The sequence below is a fragment of the Nonomuraea sp. NPDC049141 genome (assembly GCF_040648415.1).
Classification (GTDB): Bacteria; Actinomycetota; Actinomycetes; order Streptosporangiales; family Streptosporangiaceae; genus Nonomuraea.
In genome coordinates, this window is the sequence record NZ_JBEZDR010000033.1 from 16,660 (window position 1) to 31,010 (window position 14,351).

The window sequence follows — 14,351 nt, forward strand, 5'->3', positions numbered from 1 at the left end:
GAACGCCCGGACAGGTTGAGTGGCAAGATATGGAAATGCCACGCCCGCTTGACCTGCTGCCCAAGGCTCATCTCCACCTGCACTTCACCGGCTCGATGCGGCATACGACGCTGATCGAGCTGGCTCGCGAACAGGGCCTGCACCTGCCCGACGCACTGGAGCAGGACTGGCCGCCCCAGCTGCACGCCACCGACGAGCGCGGCTGGTTCAGGTTCCAGCGACTGTACGACATCGCCAGGTCGGTGCTGTGGCGGCCGGAGCACGTCTACCGGCTGGTGCGGGAGACGGCCGAGGACGAGGCGGCGGCCGGGTCGCGGTGGCTGGAGATCCAGGTGGACCCGTCGGGGTTCGCGCCGCAGTTCGGCGGGTTGACGGCGACTCTGGAACTCATGCTGGACGCCGCCGCCCAGGCCGCCGCCCGGTCGGACATCGGGATCGCGGTGGTCGTGGCGGCCAATCGCACCAAGCACCCGCTCGACGCCAACACGCTGGCCAGGCTCGCGGCGCAATACCTGGACAAGGGGGTCGTCGGGTTCGGGCTGTCGAACGACGAGCGTCGCGGTGCGGCCCGGGAGTTCGAGCGGGCGTTCCGCATCGCCAAGCGCGCCGGGCTCCTGGCCGTACCGCATGGGGGTGAGCTGCTCGGGCCCCGGAGCGTCGCGCAGTGCGTGGACGACCTCGGCGCGGATCGCGTCGGGCACGGGGTGCGGGCGGCGGAGGACCCGTGGCTGATGGAACGGCTGGCCGAGCGGCAGATCTGCTGCGAGGTGTGCCCGACCTCCAACGTGGGTCTGGGGGTCGTCGAGCGGGTGGCGGACGTGCCGTTGCGCAGGCTGTTCGACGCGGGGGTGCCGATCGCGTTGGGGGCCGACGACCCGCTGCTGTTCGGGGCGCGGTTGTTGCGGCAGTACGAGCTGGCGCGGGAGGCCTACGGCTTCGGCGACGCGGAGATCGCCGAGCTGGCGCGGCAGTCGATCAAGGCGTCCACGGCGCCGGAGGATGTGCGTAAGGAGCTGCTGAAGGAGATCGACGATTGGCTGGCCTCACCGGAGTGAGGCGGCTATTTCGGCGGCGCGCTCCTTGGTGCCGGCTCCTTCCAGGCGGTAGCCGGTGGTGCCGGACTGCCAGATGAGGGTGGGTTCGGCCTGGCGCAGGGGGACCGACGTGCCGTCCTCGCGCTTGATGTAGCCGAGGGGGTGCGAGCCGCCGAGCCACCAGGCGGTGACGCCCGCGACCTGGATGTCCTCGGGCCAGGGTGGGCCCATGGTTTTGAAGAAGTACGGGCTGGGCGTGCCGTCGAACTGGTCCAGGCGGATGCCGCCCGGCCAGAACATCGACGCCACGCGGCCGTTGTCGCTCACCGTGGCGCGCTCGGGGGTGCCAAGCGCGGTGGGGGTCTTGATGGGGAACTTCACCTGTTCGGCGAGATCTGCCGGGGCCACCGCGTGCTCGCCCGGCAGGGTGGTGGGGGTGATGACGGGCTCGGGGGTGGAGTCGCCCACGCGCAGCTCGATGCCCGCGTAGTGGAGGATCGCCCGCACAGCGGCTCGGCCCTGGGGGGTGGCGGCCGTGATGGCTATGACGGCCAGGACGATGGCTGTCACGATCTGCCATCTGGCGCGCCGCCTACGTTGCGCCGGAGGCCGCCGCTCATCGTCCCGCCGACCCGGCGCCGGGGGGTGCCGCCTGGTGTCGGGCACACCGGGCGCCTCAGGGCGCTCCTCGGAGGCCTCCTCAGCCTCGGGGGCGGCCTCAGGGGACGCCTCAGCCTCAGGGGCGGCCTCAAGGGACGCCTCAGGAGTCGCCTTGGGGGACGTCTCACGAGTCGTAGGCGTGGCTTGGGTGGGCTCCAGGCGGGCGCGGACGGCTGCCGCCACGTCGGCCGGAGGTGAGCTGGGCACGTCAAGGAAGTCGGCGAGGGCCGTGAGTTCGGCGGCCAGGTCGTCGAAGGGGTCATGCGAGCTCACTGCCCACCTCCTCCCTGAGCCTCGCGAGGCCGCGATGAGTACAGGACTTGACGGTGCCGAGCGGCCAGTCGAGCACCTGGGCGGTTTCCGCTTCCGTCAGCTGCAAGAAGTACCGGCAGACGACCGCCTGACGTTCCCGTTCGGGCAGGTGGCGTACCGCCTCCAGCAGGCGGGCGCGCCGGTCCGTGGCGATGGCCGAGCCCGCCGGGTCGTCGGGGGCCGTGACGTCGGCCGTGGCGCCGAGACGTACGGCGAGCTCGGATCTACGCCCGCGCGACCGGGTGAGGTTGTGCGTCTCGTTGGCCACGATCCGCAGCAGCCACGGCCGGAAAGGGGCGTCCCTACGGAAGGACGATAAATGCCTGAACGCCTTGACGAACGCCTCCTGCACCACGTCCTCGGCCTCGTCCCCCGCTCCGAGCATCGCGGCGGTGCGGTGCGCGAGCGCGCTGTAGCGGGCGACCAGCGCCTCGTAGGCGGACAGGTCACCGGCGAGCGAGCGGCTTATCGCCTCGTCGTCGTCCATGAATGAGTCAGATTTCACCGCATTTATGGGGGTTGTGGGAAGGGCGGTTGGCGCATCAGGTGACCATCGGCGCTGCTGGGGCATTAGACTCGGGCAAATCCATGAGCCCTTCGAAGGAACGGCACTATGTCTTCTGGGTATGACCGTGTAGTACAACCGGCGGCCGGCGACGAGGCCCTGGAGAACCACCTAGGTGGGGACGAGGCCAAGAACTATCGGCAGTACGAGTTCGACATGGTCGCCCCGCATGTCGGTCGTTCGATGCTGGAGATCGGCTCTGGGCTGGGACATTTCGCCGAGCAGTTCCTGCCGCGTCTTGACCGGCTCGTGGTGAGCGACTTCGACCCCTACTGCGTCGAGCAGCTCGGCAAGCGCTTCGAGGGACGCGACGACATCAGCGTGCTGCAGTTCGGGCTGCCGACCGACATCCCGCTTGAGGACAAGGTCGACACCGTCGTGCTGATGAACGTCCTGGAGCACATCGAGGAGGACGCCGAGGCGCTGCGTTCGCTGGCCAGGGTCACGCAGCCCGGCGGGCGGATCATCATCTGGGTGCCCGGCTACATGCAGCTTTATGGAGACTTCGACCGCAAGGTCGGGCACGTCCAGCGCTACACCCCCAAGACCCTGGGCGCGACGGTCGCCAAGGCGGGGCTGGACGCCGAGGTGCTGAAGCCGATCAACTTCCTGGGCGGCATCGCCTGGTGGGCGGCCGTGCGCCGGGGCGGCGTGGGCTACCCGGATCCGCGACTCGTGAAGATCTACGACCGGACGGTGGTCCCGGCCACGCGTCTCATCGAGCGCTTCATCCGGCCTCCCTTCGGCCAGACCGTCTTCTGCGTCGCCCGCGTACCCCAGTAGAAACCACCTCAGCCGCCACCGGCGAGCGGGGCGGCTGAGGGGCCCGGGCCGGTGGAGGAGGGCCCGGGCGGGGATGGCTGTCGTGGCGGGTTATTTGATGGAGCCCGCCGTCAGACCTCCCACCACCTTTCGCTCGATCAGAGCGAAGAGGATGATCACGGGGATGGTGGCGATCACCGAACCGGCGAAGAGGTTCTGCCAGTCCACCTGGTATTGACCGATGAACGAGTTGAGCGCCACCGTCAGCGGCTGGTTCGCCGGGGTCGTGGTCAGCGTCAGCGCCACCACGAACTCGTTCCACGCGGCGATGAAGGTGAAGATCAGCGCGGTGATGACCCCGGGCATGGCCAGCGGCAGCGTGATCCGGAACAACGCCCCGAACCGCCCGTTGCCGTCGATGAACGCCGCCTCCTCCAGCTCACGCGGGATCGAGGAGAAGTACGCGTTCAGGATCCACACCGCGAACGCCAGGTTGAACCCGCCGTTGACCAGGATCAGCGACCAGATCGAGTCCACCAGCCCGAACTGGTAGAACTCCCGGTAGATGCCCACCAGCATGGCCGTCGGCTGGAACATCTGGGTGATCAGCACCAGGATCAGGAACGCCGTACGCCCCCTGAAGTTGTGCCGGGCCGAGTAGTACGCGGCCGGCAGCGCCACCAGCAGCACCAGAACGGTCGAACCCGCCGCCACCTTGAGCGTGACCATGAGGTTCCCGGCCAGGCCGCTGGTCCAGAAGTTGGCCAGGTTCGACCACTCCCACTGCGTCGGGAAGAACGTCACGTCGCGCAGCGTCTCCTGGGGACGCAGCGAGGTGAGCAGCATCACCAGGTACGGGAACAGGAAGATGAGCGCGATCACGTACGCGCTGCCCGCGATGACCACGGTCTTGAGCTTGGGCATCCGGCGTGCAGGGGCACGGTGGGGCTTGGCGTGGTGGTGCGTGGCCAGCGTCGGCGCCGTCTTGACGGCCATCACGCCACCTCCTTGTTCCAGCGGGACACCTTGAGGAAGATGGCGGTCAGGATGATCACCATGCCGAAGTTGACGACCGACATGGCGGCGGATTCGCCGATGTTGGAGCCCTTGAGGATGAACATCAGGATCGTCGAGGTCGCCGTCGAATATCCGGGCTGGCCGTGGGTCATCGCCCAGATGATCGGGAAGCTGTTGAAGACGTTCATGACGTTGATCAGCGCGGCGACGGTCAGGGCGGGCCGGAGCAGCGGCAGGGTGATCGACCAGTACGTCCGCAGCCGGGTGGCGCCGTCCATCTTGGCCGCCTCGTAGACGTCGTTGGGAATGGTCGCCAGACCGGCCAGCAGCGCGTACGTGGTGAACGGCACCGACACGAACACCGCGACGAATATCAGCCACGGCATCGCCGTCGAGGCGTCGCCGAGCTGGTCGGCCGAGGCGCCGCCCATCGCGTCGATCAGGCCGAGCTTGAGCCTGATCTGGTTGATGACGCCGACCTCCGGGTCGAGCATCCACTTGAAGATGATCGCCGTCATCAGCACCGAGGCCGCCCACGGCGCGATCAGCGCCCAGCGGGCAACTTTACGGCCGGGGAAACGCTGGTTGAAGAGCTGGGCCAGGGCCAGCGAGATCAGCACGGTCAGGGCGACGACCGCGACCACCCAGATCACGCTGCGGACCATGATGTCGGCGAAGTCCTTCTCACCGAACAGTTTTTCGTAGTTCGCCACGCCGTTCCCGCCCTGGACCACACCGAACCGGCTGATCTTCAGGAACGACGAGCGGATCATCTCGACCACCGGCCAGAGCACGACCAGGGCGATCAGTACGACAGCAGGCCCGACCCAGGCTAGGGGCTCCAGGGCGCGCAACCTTTTCATGCGGAACCTTCCATAACGGTACGGCCAGCGCTCTGGACGCGGAGCGCCGGCCGTACGGGCCCCCGAAGGGTCAGCTGCCCTCGGCGGTCTTCTGGAGTTCGCCGAGCACCTTGGCCGGGTCGTCCTTGACGGCCCCGCCGATGGTCTGCTTGATCGCCGGGTTGACCTCGGCCCACTTCGGGTCCTGGAACGGGTAGAAGCTGGCGTTGGGCAGCGCGTCGAGGAACGGCTTGAGCTTCTCGTCGCCCGACAGCTTCTGGATGCCGCCGTTGGTCACGGGCAGCAGCTTGTAGGTGTCGCTGATCTTCTGCGCGGCGCTGCCGGTGTAGAAGAAGTCGAAGAACTTCTTGATCTCGGCGGCGTGGCCGTTCTTGTTGAACGCCATGATCCAGTCCATGACGCCGAGCGTGGTGTCGAGCGGGCCGGACTTGCCGGGGATCGGCGCGACGCCGTAGTTCTTCAGCCCGGCCGCGTCGAAGATCGGGATGGACATGGGGCCGCCGTTGACCATGCCGACCTTGCCGGCGCCGAAGTCCTCCCAGACGGTCTTACGGTCCTTGGTGCCCGGGTTCGGGGTGGTCAGGCCGGCGTTGACCAGGCCCTTCACGTAGTTGAACGTCTCGACGTTCTGCGGGGAGTTGATCGCCCACTTGCCGGAGGCGTCCTTGTAGCCGCCGCCGTTGCCGAGCATCCACAGGAACGACTCGGCCTGGGCCTCCTCCTGCCCGAGCGGGAGGCCGAAGGGCTGGCTGACGCCGGCCTTCTTCAGCTTCTCGGCGTCGGCCTTGAGCTCGTCCCAGGTCTTGGGCGGCTCGGCGATGCCGGCCTTCTTGAACAGGTCCTTGTTGTAGAACAGGGCGCGGGCCGAGGACACGAACGGGATGCCGTACGCGGCGCCGTCGACCTTGCCGAAGTCGGCGAACTTCTGCAGCATGTCGCCGGAGACGTTGGGCGACAGGACCTCGTCGACCTTGTAGAGGAGCTGGTCCTTGACGAAGCCGGAGTAGTCGCCGGTCTGCAGGATGTCGGGCACCTGGCCGTTCTGGACCATGGTGGCGACCTGCTTGTCGATGTCGTTCCAGTTGATGACCTGGACGTCGACCTTGATGTTCGGGTTCGCCGCCTGGAACTCGTCCACGACGCCCTTCCAGAACGTCTCGCCCGAGTTCGGCTTGCCCGGGCCGTCGCCGTAGTCGGCGGCGACCATCTTGAGCGTCACCGCGCCGCCGGCGGAGGCCTTCGGAGTGCTCCCGGAATCGCCTCCCGAGCCGCAGCTGGACAGGACCAGCACGGTCGCCAAGCCGAGAGCGGCACCGCCCACAAGTTTCATGTTCACCGAAAGTACCGCCTTCTCATCGGACGGGTCTTGCTGGTCCGTACCAGCCGCAGGGTGCGTGAGTCGCAGCTCAACGCGTTTGCGTCAGAGTAAGCCCCGATTTGGCGTCTGGTCTATACCGGTTGGTCTCGGTTTGAAAACACTCAGGCGCGAAAAACCTCACAACCGGTCTAGACCGCGCGTCAGAGGATCTTTCTCCGTACGTTCTCCCCGCCCTGCGGTGATCCGATCCACGGCCCTTCGATGGACGGGTCGAGAATGCCCTCCTCGACGAAGGTGTAACGGCCTTCGAGGACGTAGCGGGCCAGGCGCGTGTCCTGGCTGTCGCTGTTGTCCCAGAGCCTGGCGAACAGCGCCTCCGCCCGGCGCCGCGCCTGCTGGCAGAACGTGTCCGCCAGCTCGTACGGCCGCCGCCCCAGGTCGTGGGCGTCCTCCTCGGCCTTGACGCAGACCGCCGTCATCGCGAACAGTTCGGCCCCGATGTCGATGATCCGGCCGAGGAACGACTGCTTGTGTTCGAGCCGCCCCTGCCAGCGGGACATCCCGTAGAAGGTGGACCGGGCCAGTTTCCTGCTGGTCCGCTCGACGAAGCGCAGGTGGGCGGCCAGCGGGCCGAACTCGGCGTAGCCGGCGGGCAGGTTGCCGCTGCCCGCGACCAGGCTCGGCAGCCAGCGGGCGTAGAAGCGGCCGGCCTGTCGCAGCGCCTGCGCGCGTTCCTTCCTGGACGCGTCGGGGTTGATCAGCTCCCCGGCCGCCGACAGGTGGGCGTCGACCGCCTCGCGGGTGATCAGCAGCCGCATGATCTCGGAGGAGCCCTCGAAGATCCGGTTGATCCGCGAGTCGCGCAGCATCTGCTCGACCGGCACCCCGCGTTCGCCCCGCGCGACCAGCGACTCGGCGGTCTCGTAGCCGCGCCCGCCCCTGATCTGGACCAGTTCGTCGAGCACCTGGTACGACAGCTCGGAGGCGTAGAGCTTGGCCAGCGCGGCCTCGATCCTGATGTCGTTGCGCTGGTCGTCGGCCATGCGGCTGGTCAGCTCGCAGACGGCCTCCAGGGCGTAGGCGGTGGCCGCGATGAAAGCGATCTTCGTGGCGACGGCCTCGTGCTCACCGACCTTGCGGCCCCACTGCACCCGGGCGTTGCTCCACTCGCGAGCGATCTTCACCGCCCACTTGGCATTGCCCGCACAGGTGGCCGGCAGCGACAGGCGCCCGGTGTTGAGCGTGGTGAGCGCGATCTTCAGCCCTTCGCCCTCACGCCCGATGAGATTCTTGGCAGGCACTCTGACCTGTGAGAACTCGGTGACACCGTTCTCGATGCCCCTGAGCCCCATGAACGCGTTGCGCCGTTTCACCGTGATGCCGGGCGAGTCGGCCTCGACCACGAACGCGCTGATCTTCTTGCCGGTGCGGGCCATGACGACCAGCAGGTCAGCGATTACGCCGTTCGTCGTCCACAGCTTGACGCCGTCGAGCACGTAGTCGTCGCCGTCCCTGACGGCGGTCGTGGACAGCCGCGCCGGGTCGGAGCCCACGTCCGGCTCCGTCAGCAGGAACGCCGACACCTCGCCGCGCGCGCACCTCGGAAGGTACTCCCGCTTCTGCTCCTCGGTGCCGAACAGCTTGAGCGGCTGCGGCACCCCGATCGACTGGTGCGCCGACAGCAGCGTGGCCAGCGCCGGGCAGTAGGACCCGACGAGCATGAGCGCGCGGCAGTAGTACAGGTACGGCAGGCCCAGCCCGCCGTAGTCCTGACTGATCGTGATCCCGAACGCCCCGAGCTCGGCCAGTCCCTTGACCACCTCGTCGGGCACCTGCGCGGTCCGCTCGATCGCGGCGGGATCGACGTGCGTGTCCAGATACCGCCGGACGGCTCTGACGAAGTCCTCCCCCCGCTTGGTCGCCTCGTCGGCCAGCGTGGGTGCGGGATAGACCAGGTCGAGGCGGAAGTCTCCAAGGAACAGCTGCTTCGCGAAGCTCGGGCGGGTCCACTCCTTCTCGCGGGCCTGCTCGCCGAGCTCTCTCGCCTTTGCGTAGTCGGTCATCGCGTCCCTCTTCCGTTCGGTGAGGGGTCTCTTTCTCTTTCTTCTACGGCAAGCCCGGGTCGCCCGCCACCCGCCGCACCCGGTTTCGGGCCTACGCTCGTTGCCGCTTTGCCACCGGCAGGGCTATCAGGGACAGAGCCGCCGGCACTGCTAGGTATGTGCCGCAGCAGGCCAGGGCTATGCATGACAGGGCGGTCGCCGCGATGGCCGTGTTGCGCTGCGTTCCCGGCGGCAGGATTCGGGTGGCCGCGGCCACTCCCGCCGTGGTCACCGCGGCCAGGCAGGCCGAGGTGGCCCGCATGAGGGTGTCGAGGTCGGCCGGCAACAGCATGACCAGGCCGGTCAGGGCGGCCAGCAGGGCCAGGCTGCGGTAGGGGGTCTGTCCAGGTGCGCCGCCTCTGCCGAACCAGGACGGCAGGGATCCGCTCCCGGCCATGGACGCGCCCAGGCGGGCGGCGCCGGCTATGTAGGTGTTGATGGCGCCGAAGGTGAGGGCGATGGCCGCAGCCATCGTGATCGGACCGGCCGCGGCGCCAATGCCGGTCTCCAGCAGGGCGGACATGGGGGCCGGGCGGCCCAGGACGGCGATCGAGGCGATGGAGACGCTCAGGTAGAGGACGGAGATCACGAGCAGGGTCACCGTGGTGGCCCTTCTGATGTCGCCGATCTCCGCGGACAGGTGGGTGGCGGCTTCCCAGCCGACGAAGGCGAAGAAGAGCACGCCGGCCGCGGAGACCACGCCTGCCATGCCGTACGGGGCGAATGGGGTGAAATTCGCGGCGCTGGCGCGTGGCGCAGCGGTGACGACGGCTGTCGCCAGGAGCGCGATCAGGAGGAGTACCAAGGTCACCTGGAGGCGCCCGGAGGTGCGCAGGCCCGCGGCGTTGGCGAGGAAGGCGGCGGCGAGCAGGGTGGCGGCGGCGATGGTCTGGTCCACGCCCAGGGTCTCGGCGACGTAGACCGCGCCCACCTGCGCGCCGGCCACGATGCCGAGCGGAACCGCGCCGTAGAACCACCAGCCGACCACCGCGGCGGCCCGGCCGCCGAACGCGAGGCCGGTGAAGGCGGCCACCCCGCCGCCGTTCGGGTAGCGCGCGCCGAGCGTGGCGAACGTGATCGCCACCGGTGCGCTCAGCACCAGCAGGCCCACCCAGGCCAGGATCGACGCCGGGCCCGCGGCCTGGGCGGCCAGTTGCGGCAGCACCAGCATGCCCGGCCCGAGCACCCCGCCCAGCAGCATCGCCGTGCCCTGTCCGGCACTCAGGCGACCTTTCGTTTGTTCCGACATAGCAGCCGAAATTAGTCGAATGCGTGATGCTTCCCGCCTGCTGGCGAACGTTTGGCTGGTTCCGAAGAGATAATGCCGCTGTGGATGAACTTGATTCGGGAATCATTCGGCTTCTTCAAACGGATGCGCGGCAATCGAACCGCGAACTGGCCAGACAGCTGGGCGTCGCCCCCTCCACCTGTCTGGAACGCGTCCGCGCCCTGACCCGGCGCGGGGTCATCCGGGGCTACCACGCCGACATCGCCCCGGCGGCACTGAACCGCAGCGTCCAGGCGCTCGTCTCCGTCCAGGTACGTCCGCTCAGCAGGACGGTCATCGAGACGTTCAAGCAGTCGGCGGCCGAGCAGCCGGAGGTGCTGAGCGTGTTCGTCCTGGCGGGTGGGGACGACTTCCTGCTGCACGTGGCGGTCCAGGACCTGGACCACCTGCACGCCTTCCTGCTCGACCGGCTCAGCAAGCGGCGGGAGATCGCCGGGTTCCGTACGTCGGTCATCTTCCAGCAGGTGCACAACACCGCGCCGAGTCTGCTGCCGTACGAGCCTTCGGATGTCCTCAGTCCGTGACCAGGCCCGCCTCGTAGGCGATGATCGCGGCCTGGACGCGGTTGGTCACCTCCAGCCGCAGGAGGATGGCGCTGACGTGGGCCTTGACCGTGCCCTGCGACAGGAACAGCTCGCGGCCGATGTCCTGGTTGGACAGGCCGCAGCCGACGAGGGCCAGCACCTCGTGTTCGCGCGGAGTGAGGGATTCGGTCCGTTTGCGGGCTGTGGTGGTGCGGGTGAGCCGGCCGTCGTTCAGCTCGGCGATGACCTGGTGGGCGATGCGTGGCGACAGGTACGCCGCGCCGCCCGCGACCGCCCGGACGCCGATGATCAGCTCGCGCGGGTCGGCGGCCTTGAGCAGGAAACCGGCCGCGCCCTCCTGCAGCGCCCTGGCCACGTACTCGCGCTCGTCGAACGTGGTCAGCATGACCACCGCCACGTCCGGCAGCACGGCCCGCAATTCGGCCGCCGCGGCCAGGCCGTCCAGGCGGGGCATGCGGATGTCGAGCATCGCCACGTCCGGCCGGTGCGCGAGGGCCAGCTCGACGGCCTCCCGGCCGTCACCGGCCTCGGCGACCACCTCGATGCCGGTGTCGGTGGCCAGGATCGACCTGACCCCTGCCCGGACCATGGGCTCGTCATCGGCCAGTAGGACTCGGATCATGCGCTTTCTCCTGTGTCGGACGGCCGCCAGGGGAACCGGGCCGTCACGGCGAACCCACCGATGTGCGGCGCCACGTTCGGGGCGGCCGCGCCGGTTGGTCCGGCCTGCAGCGTGCCGCCCAGTAGCCGGACCCGTTCTCGCAGGCTCGCGAGCCCGGTGCCACCGCCAGCACCGTTGGGCACCGCCCCACCGCCGGGACTCGGGACCGGCCGACCGCTGTGGTCACCGACCCGCACGGGCCGTCCACCATCACGGCCGCCCACCGGCACCGACCCTCGCTTGGCGTCGTCGTCGGCCAAGGCCGGTTCTGTGGGCGGGGGTGCGTTGGTCACGGTGACAGTGAGCGTACCGGCGTTGTGTTCGATGGTGACCTGGACCTCGGCGCCGGGCGCGTAGCGGGCGGCGTTGGTCAGTGACTCCTGCGTCACCCGGTGCGCGGCCCGGTCCAGCAGGGGCGGCAGGATCGCCGACCGTTCGTCGCGACGCAGGGTCACCGCCATGCCGGCCCGCACAGCCCGTTCGACCAGTGCCTCGATCGATTCGTCCGGTGGGTCCGTCGTGGCGCTGCCCGAGTCGCGCAGCAGGCCGACGGTACGGCGCAACCGGTCGGTGGCCGTCACCGCCGAGACCCGCAGTTGGGCGGCCGCCTCCCGGTTCGCCTCGCTCATGTCGGCGGCCAGCTCCAGGGCCCCGGCCCGCAGCGCGATCAGCGCCAGCTCGTGGCCGAGCGAATCGTGCATGTCGGAGGCGATACGAGCGCGTTCATGGAGCTTGACGCGTTCGGCGGTGTACTGCTGCTCCCGCTCCAACTGACCGACGCGCTGCCGTCCCGCCTCGACCAGCTCCGCCTGCTGCCGCCGGAACCGCCCCGCCAACCAGGGCAGCACCGCGAACAGCCCCAGGGACATCAGCGCGCCCACACCGTCCCAGAGGTCCACCCCCAGCGCCACGACACCGGGTATCGCGACCGTCCCCAGGACCAGCCAGTCCCGGCGTACCGGAAGATGCCGGCCGTGCAGGTAGGCGACCACGGCCACCACCACGAACAGCAACTGCCGCCAGACCGGGATGTAGTCGAGGTGCAGCCCGTTGACCAGGCTGATCCCCGCGACAACCGCCAGAATCGCCCCGTTTCTCACCTGCTAGACCCTATCGAGCGCCGTAGTGTCCGCAGCCGGACGAGCCGCATCACCGTCGTGGCCGCGCCTGCCAGCGCCGCGACCGTCAGGGTGATCGTGAGAGGCACGGGGAAGTAGGTGAGCTGGGCCCAGGTGACCGTCCGCCCGTTCGAGATGAACGAGATCATGTCCGGATATGCCGCCAATACTGCGACCGGCAGCAGCACCGGTAGCATCCGCAACGCGATTCGCCACCCGGGACGCCCGGCCCGCCTGGCCGCCCAGCGTCGTGACCGCGCTACGCCCACGATGCCCAACCCGACGGCCGCCAGCCCGATGAGGCCGAGCACCAGCTCGAACGTCTGCCGCCCACCACCGGGCACCTCGGGCGTCCGCCCCTGGGTCATCGCGAAGAGACCGGTGGCGACGGCGTACGTGTCGTCGGTGAGGGCCGCGCTGTTGGTCATGACCGCGAAGCCGTAGCCGGTCTCGGGGGAGATCGCTTCGACGGCGGTATAGGTGAACAGGTTGCCGGAGTGCACGTACAGCTTGGTGTCGCCGTCGAGGCTCCAGCCCATGCCGTAGTCGCTGATCTTCGACGGGGCGTGCATGGTCCGCAGGCTCTGGGGTGTGACGAGCTGCTTGCCCTTGCCGTTCTGGCTGACCAGCCAGGCGCCCATGTCGGCGGCGGTGGTGATGACCCCGCCGGAGCCGCTGCCGTCGAGGAACCCGGGCAGTTCGGGACCAGCCATCCAGGCGCCGAACACCGAGTTGTAGCCGTCCGACGGCCGGACCTGCTCCTGTCGCAGGGCGCTGTGGGTCATGCCGAGCGGGGCGAAGACGTGCTGCTTCAGGTAGTCGTCGAAGCTCTGGCCGCCGGCGACCTCGACCAGGCGGGCGGCCAGGTCGTAGTTGACGTTGCAGTACGCCCACTTGGTGCCAGGGGCGGTGGCGAGCGTGCCGGTCTTGAGCCGATCCACGTACTGGGTGAGGGAGGTGGTCTCCTCCAGCGCGCTGATGTCGACGGTGGTGTCGGACAGGCCGGAGGTCTGGTTGAGCAGCTGACGTACGGTGATCGTCGTGGCGCGCGGGTCCGCCATGTGGAAGCCGGGCAGCTGCTCGGCGACCGGCTGGTCCAGTTGGATCTTGCCCGCGTCGGCCAGCGTCAGCACGGCCATGGCGGTGAACGACTTGCTGAGAGAAGCGACCCGCATGGGGGTGTCGGCGGTGACGGGCTTGCCGTCGGAGCCCTGACCGTAGCCGGCGGCGTGGATCACTCGGTCGTTGTGGGTGACCACGACGGATATACCCGGCAGAGCCGTAGTCTCCATGACCTTGCCGAGGTAGGTGTCGATGGCGGCGGGGGTCAGCTCGGCGCTCGACGCGGCCTGCGCGATTGAGGGTGCGGACAGTGCGGCGATCAGCGCCGTCGCCGCGGCGAGGGCGCCGATGAGCTTGGGTTTCATGGTGACGACGGTAGGAATCAGCCGACCGGAAAAGATCCGCCGACCGTCCAGGACCACCCCTGACGAAAGTCTGATGTCAGTCCGGGAAGCGGAGGAACGCCGGTGGCACCCCGTCCACCAGCCACACCCCGTTGGCGCTGACGCGGAACTCGTGTCCGGCCTCGTGCATCGCCCCCGCGTCCACCGACAGGACCACCGGCTTGCCCCGCCGGGCTCCCACCCGCGTGGCCGTCTCGCGGTCGGGCGACAGGTGGACGTGGTGGCGGTTCATCGGCCGCAGGCCCTCGGCCCGGATCGCGGGCAGGCTCCTCGCCACCGTGCCGTGATAGAGGTACGCGGGCGGCTCCGCCACCGGCAGGTCCAGGTCTATCTCGATGGAGTGGCCCTGGTTCGCCCGGATCCTGCCGTTCTCCAGCGCGTACCGCTGCTTGTCGTTGCCTGCCACGACCCGCTGCAGGTCAGCCGGGTCGATGGGGAACCCGTGGGAGGCTGCGGCCCGCAGGAAGACGTCGACCTCCACCCAGCCGCGCTCGTCCAGCTCGATCCCGATCCGCTCGGGCTCATGGCGTAGGTGCTTGGCCAGGTATTTCGAGATCCGCACCAGCCTCCGGTCGTCCATCATCCCCCGAGCATGTCCCAGCGACCCGATCTCCGGCAACCCCATTGCGGCCATTTTGTG

14 protein-coding genes are annotated in these 14,351 nt (G+C 68.9%); 3 read left to right on the top strand and 11 right to left on the bottom strand.

Features of this window, described 5'->3' with window-relative positions; genetic code table 11:
• The first annotated feature begins 35 nt into the window (after positions 1–35).
• A complete protein-coding gene (locus tag AB0B91_RS58155; RefSeq protein WP_358340644.1) occupies positions 36–1,055 on the top strand; it encodes an adenosine deaminase in 1,020 nt (339 codons plus the stop codon).
• Here the strand turns inward: AB0B91_RS58155 and AB0B91_RS58160 are convergent.
• Together AB0B91_RS58160 and AB0B91_RS58165 are read right to left on the bottom strand one after the other, a co-directional pair.
• On the bottom strand, positions 1,044–1,967 hold the full coding sequence (locus tag AB0B91_RS58160) for a hypothetical protein (protein WP_358340646.1): 924 nt from the start codon (positions 1,965–1,967) through the stop codon (positions 1,044–1,046). The two genes, AB0B91_RS58155 and AB0B91_RS58160, sit on opposite strands and share 12 nt — an antisense overlap.
• Positions 1,954–2,511, bottom strand: a complete 558-nt coding sequence (locus tag AB0B91_RS58165) for an RNA polymerase sigma factor (protein WP_358340648.1) — start codon at positions 2,509–2,511, stop codon at positions 1,954–1,956. Before AB0B91_RS58165 ends, AB0B91_RS58160 begins: the two co-directional genes overlap by 14 nt.
• A gap of 108 nt (positions 2,512–2,619) precedes the next feature.
• Here AB0B91_RS58165 and AB0B91_RS58170 point away from each other — a divergent pair, with 108 nt between their 5' ends.
• Complete coding sequence (locus AB0B91_RS58170) at positions 2,620–3,354, top strand: class I SAM-dependent methyltransferase (protein WP_358340649.1); 735 nt, start codon at positions 2,620–2,622, stop codon at positions 3,352–3,354.
• 90 nt (positions 3,355–3,444) lie between these two features.
• Here AB0B91_RS58170 and AB0B91_RS58175 read toward each other — a convergent pair whose 3' ends face one another.
• From AB0B91_RS58175 to AB0B91_RS58195, 5 genes are all read right to left on the bottom strand, one after another.
• Positions 3,445–4,329 carry a carbohydrate ABC transporter permease gene (locus tag AB0B91_RS58175; protein ID WP_358340651.1) on the bottom strand — a complete coding sequence of 295 codons (885 nt, stop codon included), beginning with the start codon at positions 4,327–4,329 and terminating at the stop codon, positions 3,445–3,447.
• Positions 4,329–5,213 (bottom strand): sugar ABC transporter permease, encoded by an 885-nt coding sequence (locus AB0B91_RS58180; protein ID WP_358340653.1) that lies wholly within the window; start codon positions 5,211–5,213, stop codon positions 4,329–4,331. Before AB0B91_RS58180 ends, AB0B91_RS58175 begins: the two co-directional genes overlap by 1 nt.
• Positions 5,214–5,283: 70 nt before the next feature.
• Entirely contained in the window at positions 5,284–6,543 is a 1,260-nt protein-coding gene (locus AB0B91_RS58185) for an extracellular solute-binding protein (protein ID WP_358340655.1), read from the bottom strand.
• 188 nt (positions 6,544–6,731) lie between these two features.
• A complete protein-coding gene (locus AB0B91_RS58190; RefSeq protein ID WP_358340657.1) occupies positions 6,732–8,594 on the bottom strand; it encodes an acyl-CoA dehydrogenase family protein in 1,863 nt (620 codons plus the stop codon).
• A 91-nt stretch (positions 8,595–8,685) separates the two neighbouring features.
• Positions 8,686–9,882: an amino acid permease gene (locus AB0B91_RS58195; RefSeq protein ID WP_358340659.1), complete on the bottom strand. Its 1,197-nt coding sequence runs from the start codon at positions 9,880–9,882 to the stop codon at positions 8,686–8,688.
• 80 nt (positions 9,883–9,962) lie between these two features.
• Between AB0B91_RS58195 and AB0B91_RS58200 the strand changes: the two genes are divergently transcribed.
• The gene (locus tag AB0B91_RS58200; protein ID WP_358340661.1) at positions 9,963–10,445 is read left to right on the top strand and encodes an Lrp/AsnC family transcriptional regulator; all 483 of its coding nucleotides are present in this window, start codon (positions 9,963–9,965) and stop codon (positions 10,443–10,445) included.
• Here AB0B91_RS58200 and AB0B91_RS58205 read toward each other — a convergent pair.
• The 4 genes from AB0B91_RS58205 to AB0B91_RS58220 all read right to left on the bottom strand — a co-directional run bounded on the left by AB0B91_RS58205 (position 10,435) and on the right by AB0B91_RS58220 (position 14,291).
• The gene (locus AB0B91_RS58205; RefSeq protein WP_358340663.1) at positions 10,435–11,088 is read right to left on the bottom strand and encodes a response regulator transcription factor; all 654 of its coding nucleotides are present in this window, start codon (positions 11,086–11,088) and stop codon (positions 10,435–10,437) included. The genes AB0B91_RS58200 and AB0B91_RS58205 overlap by 11 nt on opposite strands.
• Positions 11,085–12,227 carry a histidine kinase gene (locus AB0B91_RS58210; protein WP_358340665.1) on the bottom strand — a complete coding sequence of 381 codons (1,143 nt, stop codon included), beginning with the start codon at positions 12,225–12,227 and terminating at the stop codon, positions 11,085–11,087. The genes AB0B91_RS58205 and AB0B91_RS58210 overlap by 4 nt, the downstream gene beginning before the upstream one ends.
• Entirely contained in the window at positions 12,224–13,672 is a 1,449-nt protein-coding gene (locus tag AB0B91_RS58215; RefSeq protein WP_358340667.1) for a serine hydrolase domain-containing protein, read from the bottom strand. Before AB0B91_RS58215 ends, AB0B91_RS58210 begins: the two co-directional genes overlap by 4 nt.
• Before the next feature lie 76 nt (positions 13,673–13,748).
• Positions 13,749–14,291: an RNA 2'-phosphotransferase gene (locus AB0B91_RS58220; protein WP_358340898.1), complete on the bottom strand. Its 543-nt coding sequence runs from the start codon at positions 14,289–14,291 to the stop codon at positions 13,749–13,751.
• Between the last annotated feature and the right edge of the window lie 60 nt (positions 14,292–14,351).

Bases quoted from the DNA above. Each gene is read 5' to 3' on its own strand.
- AB0B91_RS58185 (WP_358340655.1), bottom strand. From the start codon at position 6,543: ATGAAACTTGTGGGCGGTGCCGCTCTCGGCTTGGCGACCGTGCTGGTC.
- AB0B91_RS58155 (WP_358340644.1), top strand. From the start codon at position 36: ATGCCACGCCCGCTTGACCTGCTGCCCAAGGCTCATCTCCACCTGCAC.
- AB0B91_RS58205 (WP_358340663.1), bottom strand. From the start codon at position 11,088: ATGATCCGAGTCCTACTGGCCGATGACGAGCCCATGGTCCGGGCAGGG.
- AB0B91_RS58215 (WP_358340667.1), bottom strand. From the start codon at position 13,672: ATGAAACCCAAGCTCATCGGCGCCCTCGCCGCGGCGACGGCGCTGATC.
- AB0B91_RS58220 (WP_358340898.1), bottom strand. From the start codon at position 14,291: ATGGACGACCGGAGGCTGGTGCGGATCTCGAAATACCTGGCCAAGCAC.
- AB0B91_RS58195 (WP_358340659.1), bottom strand. From the start codon at position 9,882: ATGTCGGAACAAACGAAAGGTCGCCTGAGTGCCGGACAGGGCACGGCG.
- AB0B91_RS58190 (WP_358340657.1), bottom strand. From the start codon at position 8,594: ATGACCGACTACGCAAAGGCGAGAGAGCTCGGCGAGCAGGCCCGCGAG.
- AB0B91_RS58180 (WP_358340653.1), bottom strand. From the start codon at position 5,213: ATGAAAAGGTTGCGCGCCCTGGAGCCCCTAGCCTGGGTCGGGCCTGCT.
- AB0B91_RS58170 (WP_358340649.1), top strand. From the start codon at position 2,620: ATGTCTTCTGGGTATGACCGTGTAGTACAACCGGCGGCCGGCGACGAG.
- AB0B91_RS58175 (WP_358340651.1), bottom strand. From the start codon at position 4,329: ATGGCCGTCAAGACGGCGCCGACGCTGGCCACGCACCACCACGCCAAG.